The sequence below is a fragment of the Janibacter sp. LM genome, assembly GCF_039631275.1.
GTDB classification, from domain to species: Bacteria; Actinomycetota; Actinomycetes; order Actinomycetales; family Dermatophilaceae; genus Janibacter; species Janibacter terrae.
On record NZ_JBDIVG010000006.1, the window covers coordinates 34,060 to 50,776 of the forward strand.

The 16,717-nt window shown below is 71.2% G+C and carries 17 protein-coding genes; 12 read left to right on the plus strand and 5 right to left on the minus strand.

Annotation, left to right across the window (positions count from 1 at the left end; genetic code table 11):
* Positions 1-3: 3 nt before the first annotated feature.
* Positions 4-591: a DUF3043 domain-containing protein gene (locus tag ABC138_RS03945; RefSeq protein WP_345912815.1), complete on the minus strand. Its 588-nt coding sequence runs from the start codon at positions 589-591 to the stop codon at positions 4-6.
* Positions 592-656: 65 nt separating this feature from the next.
* On the opposite strand from ABC138_RS03945, the gene ABC138_RS03950 reads away from it, so the two are divergent.
* The 4 genes from ABC138_RS03950 to ABC138_RS03965 all read left to right on the plus strand — a co-directional run bounded on the left by ABC138_RS03950 (position 657) and on the right by ABC138_RS03965 (position 4,541).
* Positions 657-2,024 (plus strand): dipeptidase, encoded by a 1,368-nt coding sequence (locus ABC138_RS03950; RefSeq protein WP_345912816.1) that lies wholly within the window; start codon positions 657-659, stop codon positions 2,022-2,024.
* Positions 2,025-2,027: 3 nt separating this feature from the next.
* Entirely contained in the window at positions 2,028-2,525 is a 498-nt protein-coding gene (locus ABC138_RS03955; RefSeq protein ID WP_068324794.1) for a macro domain-containing protein, read from the plus strand.
* 28 nt (positions 2,526-2,553) lie between these two features.
* A complete protein-coding gene (locus tag ABC138_RS03960; RefSeq protein ID WP_345912817.1) occupies positions 2,554-3,594 on the plus strand; it encodes a glutathione S-transferase C-terminal domain-containing protein in 1,041 nt (346 codons plus the stop codon).
* A gap of 110 nt (positions 3,595-3,704) precedes the next feature.
* A complete protein-coding gene (locus ABC138_RS03965) occupies positions 3,705-4,541 on the plus strand; it encodes a phosphatidylinositol-specific phospholipase C/glycerophosphodiester phosphodiesterase family protein (RefSeq protein ID WP_338538245.1) in 837 nt (278 codons plus the stop codon).
* Between the two features lie 127 nt (positions 4,542-4,668).
* Here the strand turns inward: ABC138_RS03965 and nadA are convergent, their stop codons facing one another.
* Entirely contained in the window at positions 4,669-5,880 is a 1,212-nt protein-coding gene (nadA, locus tag ABC138_RS03970; protein WP_345912818.1) for a quinolinate synthase NadA, read from the minus strand.
* A 40-nt stretch (positions 5,881-5,920) separates the two neighbouring features.
* On the opposite strand from nadA, the gene ABC138_RS03975 reads away from it, so the two are divergent.
* The 4 genes from ABC138_RS03975 (at position 5,921) to aat (ending at position 9,407) form a co-directional block, all read left to right on the plus strand.
* Positions 5,921-7,087, plus strand: a complete 1,167-nt coding sequence (locus ABC138_RS03975; protein WP_345912819.1) for a glycerate kinase — start codon at positions 5,921-5,923, stop codon at positions 7,085-7,087.
* 117 nt (positions 7,088-7,204) lie between these two features.
* The gene (locus tag ABC138_RS03980) at positions 7,205-7,588 is read left to right on the plus strand and encodes an iron-sulfur cluster assembly accessory protein (RefSeq protein WP_068324782.1); all 384 of its coding nucleotides are present in this window, start codon (positions 7,205-7,207) and stop codon (positions 7,586-7,588) included.
* 71 nt (positions 7,589-7,659) lie between these two features.
* Positions 7,660-8,649, plus strand: coding sequence for a carbohydrate kinase family protein (locus ABC138_RS03985; RefSeq protein ID WP_068324780.1), 990 nt, complete (start codon positions 7,660-7,662; stop codon positions 8,647-8,649).
* An 11-nt stretch (positions 8,650-8,660) separates the two neighbouring features.
* Entirely contained in the window at positions 8,661-9,407 is a 747-nt protein-coding gene (gene aat / locus ABC138_RS03990) for a leucyl/phenylalanyl-tRNA--protein transferase (protein WP_082807510.1), read from the plus strand.
* Here the strand turns inward: aat and ABC138_RS03995 are convergent.
* The gene (locus tag ABC138_RS03995; protein WP_255218273.1) at positions 9,404-10,576 is read right to left on the minus strand and encodes an aminotransferase class V-fold PLP-dependent enzyme; all 1,173 of its coding nucleotides are present in this window, start codon (positions 10,574-10,576) and stop codon (positions 9,404-9,406) included. The genes aat and ABC138_RS03995 overlap by 4 nt on opposite strands.
* A gap of 173 nt (positions 10,577-10,749) precedes the next feature.
* Here ABC138_RS03995 and coxB point away from each other — a divergent pair, with 173 nt between their 5' ends.
* The 4 genes from coxB (at position 10,750) to ABC138_RS04015 (ending at position 15,043) form a co-directional block, all read left to right on the plus strand.
* Positions 10,750-11,574: a cytochrome c oxidase subunit II gene (gene coxB, locus ABC138_RS04000; protein WP_338538242.1), complete on the plus strand. Its 825-nt coding sequence runs from the start codon at positions 10,750-10,752 to the stop codon at positions 11,572-11,574.
* 143 nt (positions 11,575-11,717) lie between these two features.
* Positions 11,718-13,319 (plus strand): cytochrome c oxidase subunit I, encoded by a 1,602-nt coding sequence (ctaD, locus tag ABC138_RS04005; RefSeq protein ID WP_345912934.1) that lies wholly within the window; start codon positions 11,718-11,720, stop codon positions 13,317-13,319.
* Positions 13,316-13,717: a cytochrome c oxidase subunit 4 gene (locus tag ABC138_RS04010; RefSeq protein WP_068324774.1), complete on the plus strand. Its 402-nt coding sequence runs from the start codon at positions 13,316-13,318 to the stop codon at positions 13,715-13,717. Before ctaD ends, ABC138_RS04010 begins: the two co-directional genes overlap by 4 nt.
* 117 nt (positions 13,718-13,834) lie before the next feature.
* On the plus strand, positions 13,835-15,043 hold the full coding sequence (locus ABC138_RS04015; protein ID WP_068421917.1) for an Ig-like domain-containing protein: 1,209 nt from the start codon (positions 13,835-13,837) through the stop codon (positions 15,041-15,043).
* 16 nt (positions 15,044-15,059) lie between these two features.
* On the opposite strand, the gene ABC138_RS04020 is transcribed toward ABC138_RS04015, so the two are convergent.
* On the minus strand, positions 15,060-15,443 hold the full coding sequence (locus ABC138_RS04020) for a metallopeptidase family protein (RefSeq protein ID WP_068324770.1): 384 nt from the start codon (positions 15,441-15,443) through the stop codon (positions 15,060-15,062).
* Positions 15,444-15,445: 2 nt separating this feature from the next.
* Positions 15,446-16,702 (minus strand): multidrug effflux MFS transporter, encoded by a 1,257-nt coding sequence (locus ABC138_RS04025; protein ID WP_082807508.1) that lies wholly within the window; start codon positions 16,700-16,702, stop codon positions 15,446-15,448.
* Positions 16,703-16,717 lie beyond the last annotated feature (15 nt).

Here is a 16,717-nt window from a genome sequence, read left to right on the forward strand (position 1 = left end):
CCCTCAGCGGGGGGTGCCGCCGCGCTCGACCATCGGCTTGGGCATGCGCGTGCGCCGGATCTGGAAGCAGCGCATCACGGTGTACATGGCCAGGCCACGGGTCGGGGTGTCGGCGCCGAAGCGCTCGTGGATCCTGACCTTGGTCCGGCGCCACAGCAGCACGGCGTCGATGACCGCGATGATGATCAGCAGGTAGACGGCGAGGAAGACGTAGGTCGCCCACTCCGCGGCGAAGAGGCTGAGCACGAGGACCGCCAGCATGAGCGGCAGCAGCCACTCGCCGAGGTTGAACCGTGCGTCGACGCTGTCGCGCACGAAGCGGCGCACGGGGCCCTTGTCGCGCGGCGGCAGGTGCTCCTCGTCGCCGGTCATCATCGCCTGACGCGTCTTCTGCGCGTGCTCGCGGCGGGCGGCGCGGTCCGCGGCCTTGGCGGCCTTGCGGTCGGTCTGCACGAGGGGACGCCTGCGCGCGGCCTCCTGGTCGCGGCGCTTGGGGGTCGGGCGGTTCTTGGCGCCCTCCCGCTGGGGGCGGTCGCCGGGAGCGCGGTCGGCAGAGACCGCCTGGGCATTGTCCTTCTTGCGTCCGAACACGAGGAGAACTCTAGGTGGTGCGGGTGGACGTCCCGGACCCGCCCGGTCGCGATAGCGTCGGGCCCGTGACCGACACCACCCTCACCGCAGACCAGATCGAGGCCATCCGCGGGCGCGTCCGCGAGCTCATGCCGCAGGTGCGCGCCGACCTCGAGGACCTCACCCGGATCCCGAGCGTCAGCCTCGACTCCTTCGACCAGGCCCACGTGCAGGCCTCCGCCGAGCGCACGGCGCAGCTGCTGCGCGCGGAGGGCCTGGACGTCGAGATCGTCAGCGAAGGGGGCCGTCCCGCCGTCATCGGGCACGTCGACGGGCCCGAGGGCGCACCGACCGTCCTGCTCTACGCGCACCACGACGTGCAGCCCCCGGGTGACCTCGACGACTGGGACAGCGACCCCTTCGAGCCGACGGAGCGCGACGGTCGTCTCTACGGCCGCGGGGCGGCAGACGACAAGGCCGGCGTCATGGCGCACGTCGCCGCCCTGCGGGCGCACTCCGGCGACCTGCCGGTGGGCGTGACGATCTTCGTCGAGGGCGAGGAGGAGATCGCGAGCGAGTCGCTGCCGCGGCTGCTCGAGCGGCACGGCGACAAGCTGACCTCGGACGCGATCGTCCTCGCCGACTCGCTCAACTGGGCCATCGGCACGCCCGCGCTCACGACGACGCTGCGTGGCTCCCTTCGGGCCGTCGTCACGGTGCGCACCCTCGACCACGGGGTCCACTCCGGCATGTTCGGCGGTGCCTGCCCCGACGCGATCACCACGCTGTGCCGCCTCCTGGCCACGCTCCACGACGACCAGGGCGATGTCGCGATCGAGGGCCTGGTCCACGGCGACGCCCCCGAGATCGACTACGACGAGGCGCGGCTGCGCGAGGAGTCGGGCCTGCTCGAGGCGACCGAGCTCATCGGCACCGGCACGATCCCGTCGCGCCTGTGGACCAAGCCGGCCGCGGTCGTCATCGGCATCGACGCCCCGGCCGTCGACGAGGCGGGCAATGTCCTCGCCGCGAGCGCGCGGGCCAAGATCAACCTGCGGCTCAACCCGACCCAGGACCCGCAGGAGGCCTGGGCCGCCCTGCAGCGCCACCTCACCGAGTACGCGCCGTGGGGTGCGACGGTCGAGGTCGAGCTCGACGAGCAGGGCTGGGGCTTCGCCGCGGACGCGACCGGACCGGTCTACGACGAGGCGCGGGCCGCCTTCGCCGACGCGTGGGGCAACGACCCGGTCGACGTGGGCATCGGTGGGTCCATCCCCTTCGTCCAGGCCTTCGCCGAGAAGTTCCCCGACGCGGCGATCCTCGTCACCGGCGTGGAGGACCCCGACACCCGCGCCCACGGGGCCAACGAGTCGCTGCACCTGGGCGAGTTCGAGAAGGTGTGCATCGCCGAGGCGCTGCTGCTCGCCCGGCTCGGCGCGATGCCGCGGGGCTGAGCGATGCCGTCCCTCGTCGCGGTCCACGGTGACATCACGACCCAGCAGGTCGACGCGATCGTCAACGCCGCCAGCACCGCCGTGCGCGGCGGCGGGGGAGTCGACGGTGCGATCCACCGGGCCGGGGGGCCGGCGGTGCTCGAGGACTGCATCGCCCGCTTCCCGCAGGGGCTGGCGACGGGGGACGCCGGGTGGACGACGGCGGGGGACCTCCCTTCGCGCTGGGTGATCCACACCGTCGGGCCCAACCACGCCGCGGGACAACGCGATCGCTCGCTGCTGGTCTCCTGCTACACGCGCTCGCTCGCCGTCGCCGACGAGCTCGGCGCCCGCAGCGTGGCCTTCCCGCTCATCAGTGCGGGGATCTACGGCTGGCCCAAGGGCGACGCGATCGATGCGGCCGTCGAGACGATCGCGGGGGCGTCGACGGCGGTCGAGGAGGTGCGGATCGTCGCCCTCGACGCGGCGACCTTCGCGCAGGTCGGCGCGAGGCTGGATTGAAGTTCAAATTTCAACTAATATGGCTCCCATGGCACAGGGCACATACGTCGAGAAGGACTTCAACCGCGACACCGCGTACATCGAGGACCGGATCACCGCGGACGGCAGCAGCGAGTGGCCGGTCGAGCCGGGCCGCTACCGGCTCGTCGTCTCGCGCGCGTGCCCGTGGGCCAACCGCGCGATCATCGTGCGCCGCCTGCTCGGTCTCGAGGACGTCATCTCCATGGGCGTCACCGGCCCGACGCACGACGCCGACTCCTGGACCTTCGACCTCGACGAGGGCCACCTCGACCCGGTGCTGCAGATCCCGCGGATCAAGGACGCCTACCTCCGGCGCTTCCCCGACTACCCGAAGGGGATCACCGTCCCCGTCATGGTCGACGTGCCGAGCGGGCAGGTCGTGACCAACAACTTCCCGCAGATCACGGAGGACCTCACGACGCAGTGGCGCGAGTACCACCGCGAGGGTGCTCCCGACCTGTGGCCCGAGCACCTCCGCGAGGAGATGGCCGAGGTCAACAAGCGCGTCTACACCGAGGTCAACAACGGCGTGTACCGGTGCGGGTTCTCCGGCGACCAGGCCGCGTACGACGCGGCGTACGAGCGGCTGTGGGCCGCGATGGACTGGCTCGAGGAGCGCCTCGCGACGCGCCGGTACCTCATGGGCGACCACATCACCGAGGCCGACGTCCGGCTGTTCACGACGCTCGCGCGGTTCGACGCGGTCTACCACGGGCACTTCAAGGCCAACCGGTCCAAGCTCACCGAGATGCCCGTGCTGTGGGCATACGCGCGTGACCTCTTCACCACGCCCGGCTTCGGTGACACGACGGACTTCGTGCACATCAAGAGCCACTACTACGAGGTCCACACGGACATCAACCCCACCGGCATCGTCCCCGCGGGGCCGGACTACTCCAGCTGGCTGCAGCCGCACGGCCGCGAGTCGCTCGGGGGGTCCCCCTTCGGTCCCGGTGGCACCGCCCCCGGCGCGCCGAGCGAAGGGGAGCGCGTCCCCGTCGCGCACAACCCGCTCCTCGACGAGACGGGCATGGTCCGCACGGCCTGACCCTCGTGCGGGGAGCCGTTCGGGAGACGTTCACGCGGGATCAGCGGGGGCGACACCTGCTGTCGGCAGGCTCGCGGGTGCCATCTCGCCCCCCTTCCCGAGGAGCTCCCATGACCCCCGCAACCCGCGCCCTCGCGGCCACCGTCGGCGCACTGGCCCTGACCATGCCCGTGGGCGCGGCCACCGCTGCCCCCGTCGAGCTCGGCACGCCGCTGGCCCAGGCGCACGCGCACAACGACTACGAGCACGAGCGACCGCTCCTGGACGCGCTGGAGCACGGCTTCACCTCGGTCGAGGCCGACGTCTGGCTCGTCGACGGTGAGCTCCGCGTCGCGCACGACTCGTGGGAGCTCGCGGACGCCCCGACCCTCGAGGAGGCCTACCTCGACCCGCTCAGCGAGATCGCCGGCCGAGGCGGCCAGGAGATCTACCCGGGCTACGACGGGGACTTCCAGCTGCTCATCGACATCAAGAGCGAGGGACCGACGACCTGGGCGGCGGTCGAGGACGAGCTCGAGGAGCACCAGCAGGTCTTCACCCGCGTGCACAGGGGCAAGGTCAAGGACCGCGCAGTGGAGGCCGTCATCAGCGGCAACCGCCCGCGGGCGGAGATGGCCGCCGCCACGACGCGGTACTCCTTCTACGACGGTCGCTCGAGCGACCTCGGCTCCGGCGCCGACGAGACCTTCATGCCACTCGTCAGCGAGAACTGGACCAAGCTCTTCACCTGGCAGGGCGTCGGAGAGATGCCCGCCGCGGAGCGCGAGCGCCTGCACACGTACGTGCAGCAGGCCCACTCCGACGGGTACCGGGTCCGGTTCTGGGCGACCAACGACCTGGACGGCCAGGCGCGCGAGAACCTGTGGCGTGAGCTGCAGGAGGCCGGTGTCGACCACATCAACACCGACGACCTCGACGGGCTGCAGGAGTTCCTGACCCGGCAGTGACCGCCCCTCGGCGAGGACCCCGCAGGCTGAGCAAGAGTTACCTCGCCTTCGCAGGAGTTTCAAACTCTTGCGAAGGCGAGGTTTATCGGGTGACCCGAGAATCGTGGGGCAGGTGAGGCGCCGCCCGTCAGTCCTTCGAGGTCTCGCCCGGCAGCGCCAGCATCTGGTCGAGCGCCACCTTGGCCCAGTGGGCGACGTCGGGGTCGACGGAGATCTGGTTGACCACGCGCCCCTCGACGAGGGACTCGAGCGCCCAGACGAGGTGGGGCAGGTCGATGCGGTTCATCGTCGAGCAGTAGCAGACGTTCTTCTCGAGGAAGCTGATCTGCTGCTCGGGGAACATCTGCCCCAGCCGCTGCACGAGGTTGAGCTCGGTGCCGACGACCCACTTCGTGCCGTCGGGCGCTGCGGCGACGGTCTTGATGATCTTCTCCGTCGAGCCGACCTCGTCGGCCAGCTCGACGACCTCGTGGCGGCACTCGGGGTGGACGATGACGCGGACGCCGGGGATCTCCCTTCGCGCCGTCTCGACCGCGTCGACGGTGAAGCGGCCGTGCACGGAGCAGTGCCCGCGCCACAGGATCATCCGCGCGTCACGGATCTGCGCCGGCGTGAGGCCCCCCATGGGCCGGTGGGGGTTCCACACGACGCAGTCGTCGAGGTCGCGTCCGAGGTCGCGCGCCCAGGTGTTGCGGCCGAGGTGCTGGTCGGGGAGGAAGAGGACCTTGCCGCCCCCGTCGATGCCACCGGTCTGGTCGAAGGCCCACGTGATGGCGGTCTCGGCGTTGGACGAGGTGCAGACCGTCCCGCCGTGGCGGCCGGTGAAGGCCTTGATCGCCGCGGAGGAGTTCATGTACGTCACGGGGACCGTCGACCCGGCGACGCCGGCCTCGACGAGCTCGTCCCAGCACTCCTGCACCTGGTGCAGCGCGGCCATGTCGGCCATCGAGCAGCCGGCGGCGAGGTCGGGCAGGACGACCGCCTGCTCGTCGCTGGTGAGGATGTCCGCGGACTCGGCCATGAAGTGCACGCCGCAGAAGACGATGTAGGGCGCGTCCGGACGGGCCGCCGCCTCCTTGGCCAGCTTGAAGGAGTCACCGGTGGTGTCGGCGAACTCGATGACCTCGTCGCGCTGGTAGTGGTGACCCAGGACGAAGACCGAGTCGCCGAGCGCCGCCTTGGCCGCGCGGGCCCGGGCGACGAGGTCGGGGTCGGACGGCGCGGGCAGGTCGCCCGAGCACTCCACACCCCGCTCGGAGTGCGGGTCGGTGCCCTGCCCGAGGACGAGCAGGGACAGCGGGGTCGGCGAGGACTGCGTCGGGGCGCTCACGGCAGGCATGATCCCACAGCGCCCACCCGCTCCTCGGTACAGTCCATGGGTGCACGTGATCATCGCTCCTGACTGCTTCACCGGCACCCTCACGGCCACGCAGGCCGCGGAGGCCATGGCCGCCGGCTGGCGCCGCAAGGCCCCCGAGGACCTGCTGACGCTGGTGCCCCTCTCCGACGGCGGTCCCGGCTTCCTCGACGTCATCACCAGAAGCGTGCCGGGGGAGTCCTCGATCGTCACCGTCACCGGGCCGGGCGGCATGCCCGTCCCGGCCGCCGTCCACATCACGACGGACGAAGGGGGGCGCCGCACGGCCTGGGTGGAGTCCGCCCAGGCGATCGGGCTGCACCTGCTCGACGCACCCGAGCGGGACCCCGGGGTGACGACCACGTGGGGCCTCGGCGAGCTGCTCGCCGCCGTCCTCGAGCACGACGTGCAGCGCATCGTCGTCGGGCTCGGCGGCTCGGGCACCAACGACGCCGGGGCGGGCATGCTCGGCGCGCTCGGCGCGGGCCCGCGCGAGGTCCTCGGGGGCGGGGGAGCGGGGCTCATCGCGACGCGGGAGCACGACCTCGCCGGCCTGGCCGCGACGCGGGAGCGCTTCGCCGGGATCGAGCTCGTCGCCGCGACCGACGTCGCCTCGCCGCTCCTCGGGCTGCAGGGCGCGAGCGCCGTCTTCTCCCCCCAGAAGGGCGCCACCCCCGAGCAGGCGCAGGTGCTCGAGGGGTCGCTCGGCCACTTCGCCGACCAGGTGCGCCACGTGCTGCCGCCCGGCACCGACCTGCTCACCGGCCGCGAGCGCCGGCTGGACCGCGAGCCGGGAGCCGGTGCGGCCGGGGGCGTGGGCTACGCCCTCATGCTCCTCGGCGCACGTCGTGTCAGCGGCGTCGACACCGTGCTCGAGGCCGTGGGCCTCGGCCGCCTGGTCGCCGCGGCGGACCTCGTCCTCACGGGGGAGGGCTGCCTCGACTGGCAGAGCCTGCAGGGCAAGGTCGTCGCCGGCGTCGCCGAGCTGGCCCAGGGCCACGGGACCCCGGCCGTCGCCCTCGCCGGGCAGGTCCTCATCGGCCGCCGGGAGGCGATGGCGCTCGGTCTGGGCGGCTGCTACGCCGTCGCCGAGCGACCCGAGGAGCTCGAGACCGCGATGGCCGACCCGGTCGGCACGCTCGAGGCCCGGGCGGCGCGGGTGGCCACGACGTGGTCACCGCGACGGTGACCCCCTTCGCCGCCTGACGTATGGTGGACGGACGGGAACAACCCGCGCACACCACGTGTTGACCCCGTCGTGGCGGACACCGTCACCCCACAGAACCCCGAGCCGTGAGGACATCGCATGAGCGTCCAGGACACCCAGGCCACCACCCCCGAGACCACTGACGCGGCCACCGAGGCCCACGGCGTCGTCCTCACCGACGTCGCCGCCGGCAAGGTCAAGTCGCTGCTCGAGCAGGAGGGTCGCGACGACCTGCGCCTGCGCATCGGCGTCCAGCCGGGCGGCTGCTCCGGCCTGATCTACCAGCTGTACTTCGACGAGCGCTCGCTCGACGGTGACCTCGTGCGCGACTTCGACGGTGTCGGGGTCGTCGTCGACCGGATGAGCGCCCCGTACCTCACCGGCGCGACGATCGACTTCGCCGACACCATCGAGAAGCAGGGCTTCACCATCGACAACCCCAACGCGGGCAGCTCCTGCGCCTGCGGCGACAGCTTCAGCTGAGCCGACCCCGCGTCCACGAGGCCCCCACCGTTCGACGGTGGGGGCCTCGTCGCGCTCTGTAGGGTGTCGGCGTGCCCATCGCCATCGCCGGATCCATCGCCACCGACCACCTGATGACCTTCTCGGGTCGCTTCGCCGACTCCCTCGTCGTCGAGCAGCTCGACAAGATCTCCGTGAGCTTCCTGGCCCACGCGCTCGAGATCCGCCGCGGGGGAGTGGCCGCCAACATCTCCTTCGGCATGGCCAACCTCGGGCAGCGTCCCGTGCTCGTCGGCGCGGTCGGCGAGGACTTCGCCGACTACCGCAGCTGGCTCGAGCGCCACGGCGTCGACTGCGAGTCGGTCAAGGTCTCCGAGACGCTGCACACCGCGCGCTTCGTCTGCACCACCGACGACGACATGGCCCAGATCGCGACCTTCTACGCCGGGGCGATGAGCGAGGCGCGCGAGATCGAGCTGGCCCCCATCGCCGCCCGCGTCGGCGGCCTCGAGCTCGTCCTCGTCGGTCCCGACGACCCGGAGGCCATGCGCCGGCACACCCGGGAGTGCCGCACGCGCGGCATCCCCTTCGTCGCCGACCCGAGCCAGCAGCTCGCCTTCGGCGACGGCGAGCTCATCCGCGACCTCATCGACGGTGCCGAGTACCTCATCACCAACGAGTACGAGTCGCACCTCACGGAGCAGAAGACCGGCTGGAGCCAGGACGAGATCAACTCCCGCGTCCGCTACCGCGTCGTCACGCTCGGCAAGGACGGCGTGCGCATCACGGGGAAGGACCTCGACGAGGAGATCGTCGTCGGCGTGGCCCGCGAGGTCACCAAGGCCGACCCGACCGGCGTCGGTGACGCCTTCCGGGCCGGCTTCATCACCGGTGTCGCCGAGGGCCTGCCGCTGCGCGAGTCGGCCGAACTCGGCTCGATGCTCGCGACGTACGTCATCGAGACGGTCGGCACCCAGGAGTACGAGCTCGGCACCGGGCGCTTCCTCGAGCGCCTCGCCGAGGCGTACGGCCGGGAGAGCGCCGACCTCATCGCCGAGCACATCTCCTGCCCGCGACCCTGACCCGCCCGGCGATGCCTCCCTTCCCGCCCATCGAGCCCGCGGGCGGGTCCGCGCTGTGGGCCGGCTACCTGCGGGCCGGGCTGGAGGCGGCCGACGCCGCCCCCGGTGAGGTCGCCGAGGTCGTGGGCGTCGGTGGTCGCCTCGACCCGTCGTCGCTGCTCACCGCCTACCGCCTCGGGATCTTCCCCATGGGCCTGGGCGAAGGGGGGTCCCCGCCGATGGGGTGGTGGTGCCCGACGTGGCGCGGCGTCCTGCTCCCGGGCACCGCGCACGTGAGCCGCTCCCTGCGCCGCTCCCTGCGGGGCTTCGAGGTGAGCGTCGACGAGGACTTCGCCGGGGTCGTCGCCGCGTGCGCCGACCCCCGGCGTGACGGGGCCTGGATCACCGACGACGTCGCCCTCGCCTACCTCGAGCTGCACGCGCTCGGGTGGGCGCACAGCATCGAGGTGCGGGACGCGGACGGGACGCTCGTCGGCGGGCTCTACGGCGTCGCGATCGGTGGGCTCTTCGCGGGGGAGTCGATGTTCCACCACGCGACCGACGCGTCCAAGGCGGCGTTCGTGCACCTCGACCGGATGGTCGGTGCCGACGGCGACCCCCGGCGGATCATCGACGTCCAGTGGCGCACGCCGCACCTCGGCTCGCTCGGTGTCCGGGAGATCCACCGTCGCGAGTACCTCGCGCGCCTGCGGCAGGCGGTGCAGGCGCCGCAGCTCGACCTCGCCGCGCTCGTCGGCGGGTCGGGCGACACGCCCTAGGCCCCGAGTCGGGCCCGGCACGTCGCGACGACGTCGCCCAGCTCCGTGACGAGGCGCTCGACCGAGGTCGCGCGGTCCGGTGCGACGGCGGCCAGCGGCAGGGTGAGGCGCACATTGCCCTGCGTGAGCGCGCCCATCGCGGCGAGCACGTGGCTCGGCTCGAGGGTGTCAGCGGTGCACGCCGAGCCGGAGGCGACGGCCAGACCCCGTCGGGCGAGCTCGTCGACGATGGTCTCGCCGTCGACGTAGAGGACCGAGAAGGTGCACACGTGCGGCAGCCGGTCCTCCGGGTCGCCGACGACGTCCACCTCGGGCAGCGACGCGGCGGCGGCGCGGACACGGGCGACCAGCCGGCGGGCCTGGACCTCCTCGTCGGCGCGCTGAGCGGCCGTGTGCTGCCAGGCCTCGGCCGCCGCGAGGACCGTCGGGACGTCCACGGGGTCCAGGGCGTAGCCCCCTTCGTGCGGGCTCGGTGGGTGGTGCGGCGCCACCCGGGTGCCGGTCCGCACGACGAGCACCCCGAGCCGCGGACCGCCCCAGCCGGTCGCGTCGGCGACGAGCACGTCGTGCTCGCCGGGCACCTCGTCGCGGCCGGCGGACGCGCGGGCGTCGACGAGCAGCGGGACGCCGTGGGCGGAGGTGACGCGGCGGGCGGCCGCGAGGGGCTGGCGGGTCCCGACCTCCTGGTTGGCGGACTGCAGGACGGCGAAGGGGGTCTCCTCGCCGACCGCCTCCTCCCAGGCCGCGAGGTCGACGGCTCCGAGGGCGTCGACGGGCACGAGGGTCGGTTCCCGGTCCCCGGCGGCCAGGTGCCGCAGGAGCACGGAGTGCTCGACGGCGGAGGCGACCGGGGCAGCGGTGCGGCGGCGCCGACCCCGGCCGAGGGCGAGGAGGGCCGTGCGGGCCGCCTGGTCGCCGCTGGCGTGCAGGGTGACCTCGTCGGGACGGGCGCCGAGCCCGTCCGCGATGACCGCGCGGGCGTGGTCGAGCAGGGCGCGGGCGTGACGCCCGGCGGCGTGCCGTGCGGTGGGGTCGGCCCACGCCACCGACAGTGCCGAGGAGAGCATCTCGCGGGCCTCGGGGCGCAGCGGCCCGGGGGATGCGTCGAGGAGGCCGACGACCCCCTTCGTCGTCGAGGTCCCGGGGGACGAATCGCTCTCTCTCGCCACGTGTCGAGGCTAGTGCCCCCCCTCCGCCGGGGTGCGTCCGGGCTGGGGTAACGTTGGCTACGTCTTCTGCAAACCTTCGGATCAGTAGTAGGTGCCCCTTGCCTCAGTCTTCGAGCGCGAACTCCCGGCGGTCTCGCCGCGGGATCGGTGCCATCGGACTTGTCATCGCCGTCGTGGCGCTCTCGGCGTGCAGCGCGGTTGGTGTCCACACCAGCCCCAGCAACGGGTACCTCCCCGAGGGGGTGACCGAGGAGTCGGCCATCGTCGAGAACCTGTGGATCGGCGCGTGGATCGCGGCGCTCGCCGTGGGTGTCCTCGTGTGGGGCCTGATCCTCTGGTGCATGGTCGCCTACCGCCGCCGCAAGAACGACGACGGCTCGCTGCCCATCCAGCTGCAGTACAACGTGCCGCTGGAGATCCTCTACACGGTCGTGCCCATGCTGATGGTCGGTGCGCTCTTCTACTACACGGAGGACGCCCAGTCGAAGCTGCACGACGTGTCCCAGGAGCCGGACACGACGATCAACGTCGTCGGCAAGCAGTGGAGCTGGGACTTCAACTACGTCGACGAGGACGTGCACGAGGCCGGCCAGATGGCCAAGCTCGACGGCAAGGAGGGCGCGGAGGCGGAGCTGCCGACCCTGTACCTGCCGGTGGGCGAGCGCGTCGAGTTCGTGCTCACCTCGCGTGACGTCATCCACTCCTTCTGGGTGCCGGCCTTCCTCGAGAAGCTCGACGTCAACCCGGGGCTGGTCAACCGCTTCCAGGTGACGCCCAACCAGACGGGCACCTTCCAGGGCAAGTGCGCCGAGCTCTGCGGCGCCTACCACTCCCAGATGCTCTTCAACGTCAAGGTCGTCGAGCGCGAGGAGTACGACGCGCACATGGAAGAGCTGAAGAAGAAGGGTCAGACCGGTCTGCTCGACAACGGCCTGAACCGCGAGGCGGTCTCCGACCGGGACCAGCACCTCATCGACGAGATCGAGGGGACCAACTGATGTCCACGACATCCGGCGCACTCGCCAGGAACACCTCCGAGACCGAGGTCCCGGAGCGGACCATCGCCCGGCGTGAGAAGGCGGGGTCGCAGTTCTTCCGCCACGTCACGACGACCGACCACAAGGTCATCGGCAACCTGTACATGATCACCAGCTTCGTGTGGTTCCTCATCGGGGGACTCATGGCGCTGGTCATCCGGCTCGAGCTGTGGGCCCCGGGCCTGCAGGTGGTGGACAACCCCGAGCAGTTCAACGAGATGTTCACCATGCACGGCACGATCATGCTGCTGCTCTTCGCGACGCCGGCCTTCGCGGCCTTCGCCAACGCGTTGATGCCGCTGCAGATCGGTGCCCCCGACGTCGCCTTCCCGCGGCTGAACATGTTCGCCTACTGGCTCTACCTCTTCGGTGGCATCATCGCTGCGGCCGGCCTGTTCACCCCGGGTGGCGCGGCCTCCTTCGGCTGGACTGCCTACACCCCGCTGTCCGACCCGACCTACAGCCCCGGCCTCGGCGGCGACCTGTGGGTCTGGGGCCTCGCCCTCAGCGGTTTCGGCACCATCCTCGGCGCGGTCAACTTCATCACCACGATCATCTGCATGCGCGCGCCCGGCATGACGATGTTCCGGATGCCGCTGTTCACCTGGACCGTCCTGATCACGTCGGTGCTGATCCTCATGGCCTTCCCGGTCCTCGCGGCCGCCCTGATCGCCCTGGGTGTCGACCGACGCTTCGGCGGGCAGATCTTCGATGCGGCGAGCGGCGGGGCGCTGCTGTGGCAGCACCTCTTCTGGTTCTTCGGCCACCCCGAGGTCTACATCCTGGCGCTGCCCTTCTTCGGCGTGATCTCGGAGATCCTCCCGGTCTTCTCCCGCAAGCCGATCTTCGGCTACAAGGGTCTGGTCTTCGCGACCATTGCCATCGCGGCACTGTCCGTCTCCGTGTGGGCGCACCACATGTACGGCACGGGCCAGGTCTTCCTGCCCTTCTTCGCAATCATGACGATGGCGATCTCGGTCCCGACCGGTGTGAAGTTCTTCAACTGGATCGGCACCATGTGGGGCGGCAAGCTCGTCTTCGACACCCCGATGTACTGGGCGATCGGCTTCCTCGTGACCTTCCTCTTCGGTGGGCTCACGGGCGTGATCATGGCCAGCCCCGCGCTGGACTTCCACATCACCGACACCTACTTCATCGTCGCGCACTTCCACTACGTCCTCTTCGGCACGATCGTCTTCTCCTTCTTCGGCGGCCTGTACTTCTGGTGGCCGAAGCTCACGGGCAAGATGCTCGACGAGGGCCTGGGCAAGCTGCACTTCTGGCTGCTGTTCGTCGGCTTCCACACGACCTTCCTCATCCAGCACTGGCTGGGTGTCGAGGGCATGCCGCGCCGTTACGCGGACTACATGCCGGAGGACAACTTCCAGCTGGCCAACCAGATCTCCACGGTGGGCTCGCTCATCCTGGCCATCAGCTTCCTGCCCTTCTTCTACAACGTGTGGAAGACCCAGGCCAGCGCGCCGCTGGTCGAGGTCGACGACCCGTGGGGCTACGGCGGCAGCCTCGAATGGGCCACCTCGTGCCCGCCCCCGCGGCACAACTTCACGTCGATCCCGCCGATCCGCTCGGAGCGGCCGACCTTCGACATGAACCACCCCGAGTACGCCCCGGCCGCGATCCGCTCGCGCTTCGCGCAGGCCCAGGTCGCGTCCTCCGCCACGACCGACGGTGAGGGAACCCGATGAAGGACGAGGTCAAGTTTTTCGCCCAGATCGGCGTCTTCTTCGTCGCCGTCGCCACCGGCTACGGGTTCTGGACGGAGTGGGTCGAGCCGGTCGGCTGGGTCGCCCTGTACCTGTGCGGTGGGCTGGGCCTGATGGTCGCCTTCTTCCTGTGGAACACGGCGCGCCACCTGCCGCCGCGCCCGGACGACGACCCGGACGGTGACATCGAGCAGATCGAGGGCCCCTACGGCTCGTTCTCGCCGTACTCCTGGTGGCCGCTCTGGCTCTCCCTGTCCGCCGCGCTGGTCTTCCTGGGCGTGGCCGTGGGCTTCTGGGTCGCCGCCCTCGGCGCCATCCTCGGCGTCTGGGCGGTCTGCGGCTGGGTCTTCGAGTACTTCAAGGGTGAGCACGCCCACTGAGCGCACGTACACTCGGCTGAAGGGGCCACGGACTGGTCAGGTCCGGGCCCCTTCAGCGCGTCCGGGAGCAGGGCTTCCACGGACGCACGATCCACACCAAGGGGTGCTCCTCACGTGATGTCCGTCGTCCGTCGGGTGCGAGCGATCGCACTGACCGTCGTCCTGCTCCTCGTCGCCACGGCATGTGCCGAGGGATCGAGCTCGTCGACCGGCACGGTCACCACCTCCCAGCACCCGCAGAGCGTGAGCACGACCCGTGAGCTGCCGCCCGCGCAGGTCAAGGTCAACCCTGGCAAGGGCACCACGGGCGTCATGCCGGACGACCCCATCAGCGTCCAGGTGATGCGCGGTGACCTCTCGGCGGTCACCGTCACGGGGGCCGGGGGCGGGAAGGTCGACGGCAAGGTCACGGGGCAGACGTGGACCTCCACGTCCAGGATGCGGCCGGCGACGACGTACACCGTCGCGGTGACGGCCGAGGGCCCCGAGGGCGGGACGACGACCCAGAGGTCGACCTTCACCACCCACGAGCCGCAGGTCACGGCCACCTACGGCGTCGTCTACGACGGGCAGACCGTGGGCGTGGCCATGCCGGTCAGCCTCCAGTTCGACTCCGTGGTCACCGACGCGAGGTACCGCCGGGCCATCGAGCAGGCCGTCTCCGTGACGACCGAACCCGTCACGGAAGGCTCGTGGGGGTGGCTGGACAACCGACAGCTGATGTGGCGACCCAAGGACTTCTGGGTGCCGGGGACCGAGGTCACCGTCGACGCGCCCCTCACCGGCTTCCAGACCGGCGAGGACAAGTGGATCGCCGAGGACGTCTCGGGGTCGATGACCATCGGCCGCGAGCAGCTGGCCCGGGTCGACATCGACCGGCACCGCATGGTCGTCACCCGCGGCGGGAAGCAGGTCAAGGCCTTCCCCGTGAGCAGCGGCAAGCCGGGCAAGGAGACCGAGACCCGCTCGGGCATGAAGGTCGTCATCGGGAGGCAGCGCGAGATGACCATGGACTCGGCGACCGTGGGGATCGACAAGGGCGAGCCCGGGTACTACAAGGTCGACACCAACTTCAACGTGCGCGTCACGTGGACGGGGGAGTTCGTCCATTCCGCGCCATGGTCCGTGGGGTCCCAGGGCAGCAGCAATGTCTCGCACGGCTGCGTCAACATGGCTCCGGAGGACGCGAAGTGGTTCTACCACAACTCGCTGCCGGGTGACCCCGTCGACTTCCGCGGCTCGGACCGTGAGTTCCTCCCGACGGAGGGCATCGGGGTCTGGCAGTACGACTACGCGCACTGGCAGCAGCTGAGCGCCTCGGCCTGACGCGGGTCGCTGCGGCCTAGCCCCAGCCGAGCTCGTGGAGACGCTCCTCGTCGATCCCGACGTGGTGCCCCGCCTCGTGCACGATCGTGATCGCGATCTCCTCGCGCAGCTCCTCCAGGTCCGCACACATGCGGGACAGCGGTCCGCGGAAGAGCACGATGCGGTCCGGCAGCGCGCCGGCCGCCCACCCGAGGTCCCGCTCCGTGAGCGGTGTGCCGAGGTAGATCCCGAGCAGTTCGGCGTTGTCCTGCGGCGTGAGTCCCGGATCGGCGTGGTCGGGCCCCGGCTCGTCCTCGACGAAGAAGGCGACGTTGTCGAGCATGGCGAGCAGGTCCTGGGGTACGCGGTCCAGCGCCTCGCTCACCGCCGCCTCGAAGTCCTCGACACTGATCTCGACCATGGTCAGACCACCTCCGGTGGGATGGGTCGTCGGGAGGGTGGACGCCGGGCGCGTCCCCGGTGCAGGTGGAACAGGGCGATGCCGATGGCGAGCAGACCGAGCGAGGTCGCCGCGAGCCGCGCCAGGGAGGCCGCCGCGATCGGCACCACGGCGCTGGTGAGCACCGAGTTGAGCAGGAGCATCAGGAAGGTCGACACGGACGCCGCCGTACCCCTGGCGTGGGGCACGGCGTCGAGCAGCGCCAGCTGGTAGACGGGCAAGGAGATGCCCGTGCCGAAGGCGATGGCCGAAGGGCCGACGACCGCCCACGGCAGGGTGGCGGTCGAGGGAGCGAGCGCGAGCCCGAGGCCGGCGACGGCACCCGTGAGGGCGACCGCCTGGCCGCCGATGATGAGGTGGTCGCCGCTGACCCGCCCGGCGAGCCGAGCGCCGGTGAAGGAGCCGAGGACCATGGCTGCGACCATCGGGACGAAGAAGACCCAGAAGTCCTGGGGTCCCTGACCCAGCAGCGTCACGACGAAGATCGGGGCGGCGGCGATGTAGAGGAACTGGCCGGCGAAGGAGAACGCGCTGGCGGCCGAGAGGACCTGGAAGCTGCGCATCCGACCCACGGTGCGCACGCCGCGCACGATCGCCCCCAGGTCCAGGGGCGTGCGCTGCTCCGGCGGGTGGCTCTCGGGCAGCAGCACGAGGACGGCGACGGCCAGGACCCCGCCGAAGAGGGCGAGGAACCAGAAGATCAGCGGCCACGGGCCGACGAGGAGCAGCAAGCCCCCGATGATCGGCGCCAACGCCGGACCGATGCCGAAGATCATGGCGATCGTGCTCATCAGCCGCTGCGCCCGGACCCCCTCGAAGAGGTCACGCACGACGGTGCGCGAGACGATGGTCCCGGCACCGGCCGACATGCCCTGCAGCACGCGGAAGGCGAGCAGGACCGGCAGGGACGGGGCGAGGGCGCACCCGATGGACGCGAGGGCGTAGACGGCGGCCCCGGTGACCATGACGGGCTTGCGGCCGACGGCGTCGCTGAGCGGCCCGTGGATGAGGCTCATCAGGGCGAAGGCCCCGAGGTAGGCGCTGACGACGAGCTGCATCGCCGCCTCGCCGACGACGAGGTCGCGACCCATCTGCTGGAAGGCGGGGAACGGGGTGTCGATCGAGAAGGGTCCGAACATGCCGAGCAGCGCCAGGAGCAGCGTGGTGACGGCCAGGGGAGCGGTCGTCGGTGGCGCAGGAGTGGGTCTGTCTCGGATCATGTCGCGCTCATCCTC

Coding starts and splice junctions, on each gene's coding strand:
- ABC138_RS03955 (WP_068324794.1), top strand. CDS start 2,028: ATGCCGTCCCTCGTCGCGGTCCACGGTGACATCACGACCCAGCAGGTC.
- ABC138_RS03960 (WP_345912817.1), top strand. CDS start 2,554: ATGGCACAGGGCACATACGTCGAGAAGGACTTCAACCGCGACACCGCG.
- ABC138_RS03965 (WP_338538245.1), top strand. CDS start 3,705: ATGACCCCCGCAACCCGCGCCCTCGCGGCCACCGTCGGCGCACTGGCC.
- nadA (WP_345912818.1), bottom strand. CDS start 5,880: ATGCCTGCCGTGAGCGCCCCGACGCAGTCCTCGCCGACCCCGCTGTCC.
- ABC138_RS03980 (WP_068324782.1), top strand. CDS start 7,205: ATGAGCGTCCAGGACACCCAGGCCACCACCCCCGAGACCACTGACGCG.
- aat (WP_082807510.1), top strand. CDS start 8,661: ATGCCTCCCTTCCCGCCCATCGAGCCCGCGGGCGGGTCCGCGCTGTGG.
- ctaD (WP_345912934.1), top strand. CDS start 11,718: ATGATCACCAGCTTCGTGTGGTTCCTCATCGGGGGACTCATGGCGCTG.
- ABC138_RS04010 (WP_068324774.1), top strand. CDS start 13,316: ATGAAGGACGAGGTCAAGTTTTTCGCCCAGATCGGCGTCTTCTTCGTC.
- ABC138_RS04015 (WP_068421917.1), top strand. CDS start 13,835: ATGTCCGTCGTCCGTCGGGTGCGAGCGATCGCACTGACCGTCGTCCTG.
- ABC138_RS04020 (WP_068324770.1), bottom strand. CDS start 15,443: ATGGTCGAGATCAGTGTCGAGGACTTCGAGGCGGCGGTGAGCGAGGCG.
- ABC138_RS04025 (WP_082807508.1), bottom strand. CDS start 16,702: ATGATCCGAGACAGACCCACTCCTGCGCCACCGACGACCGCTCCCCTG.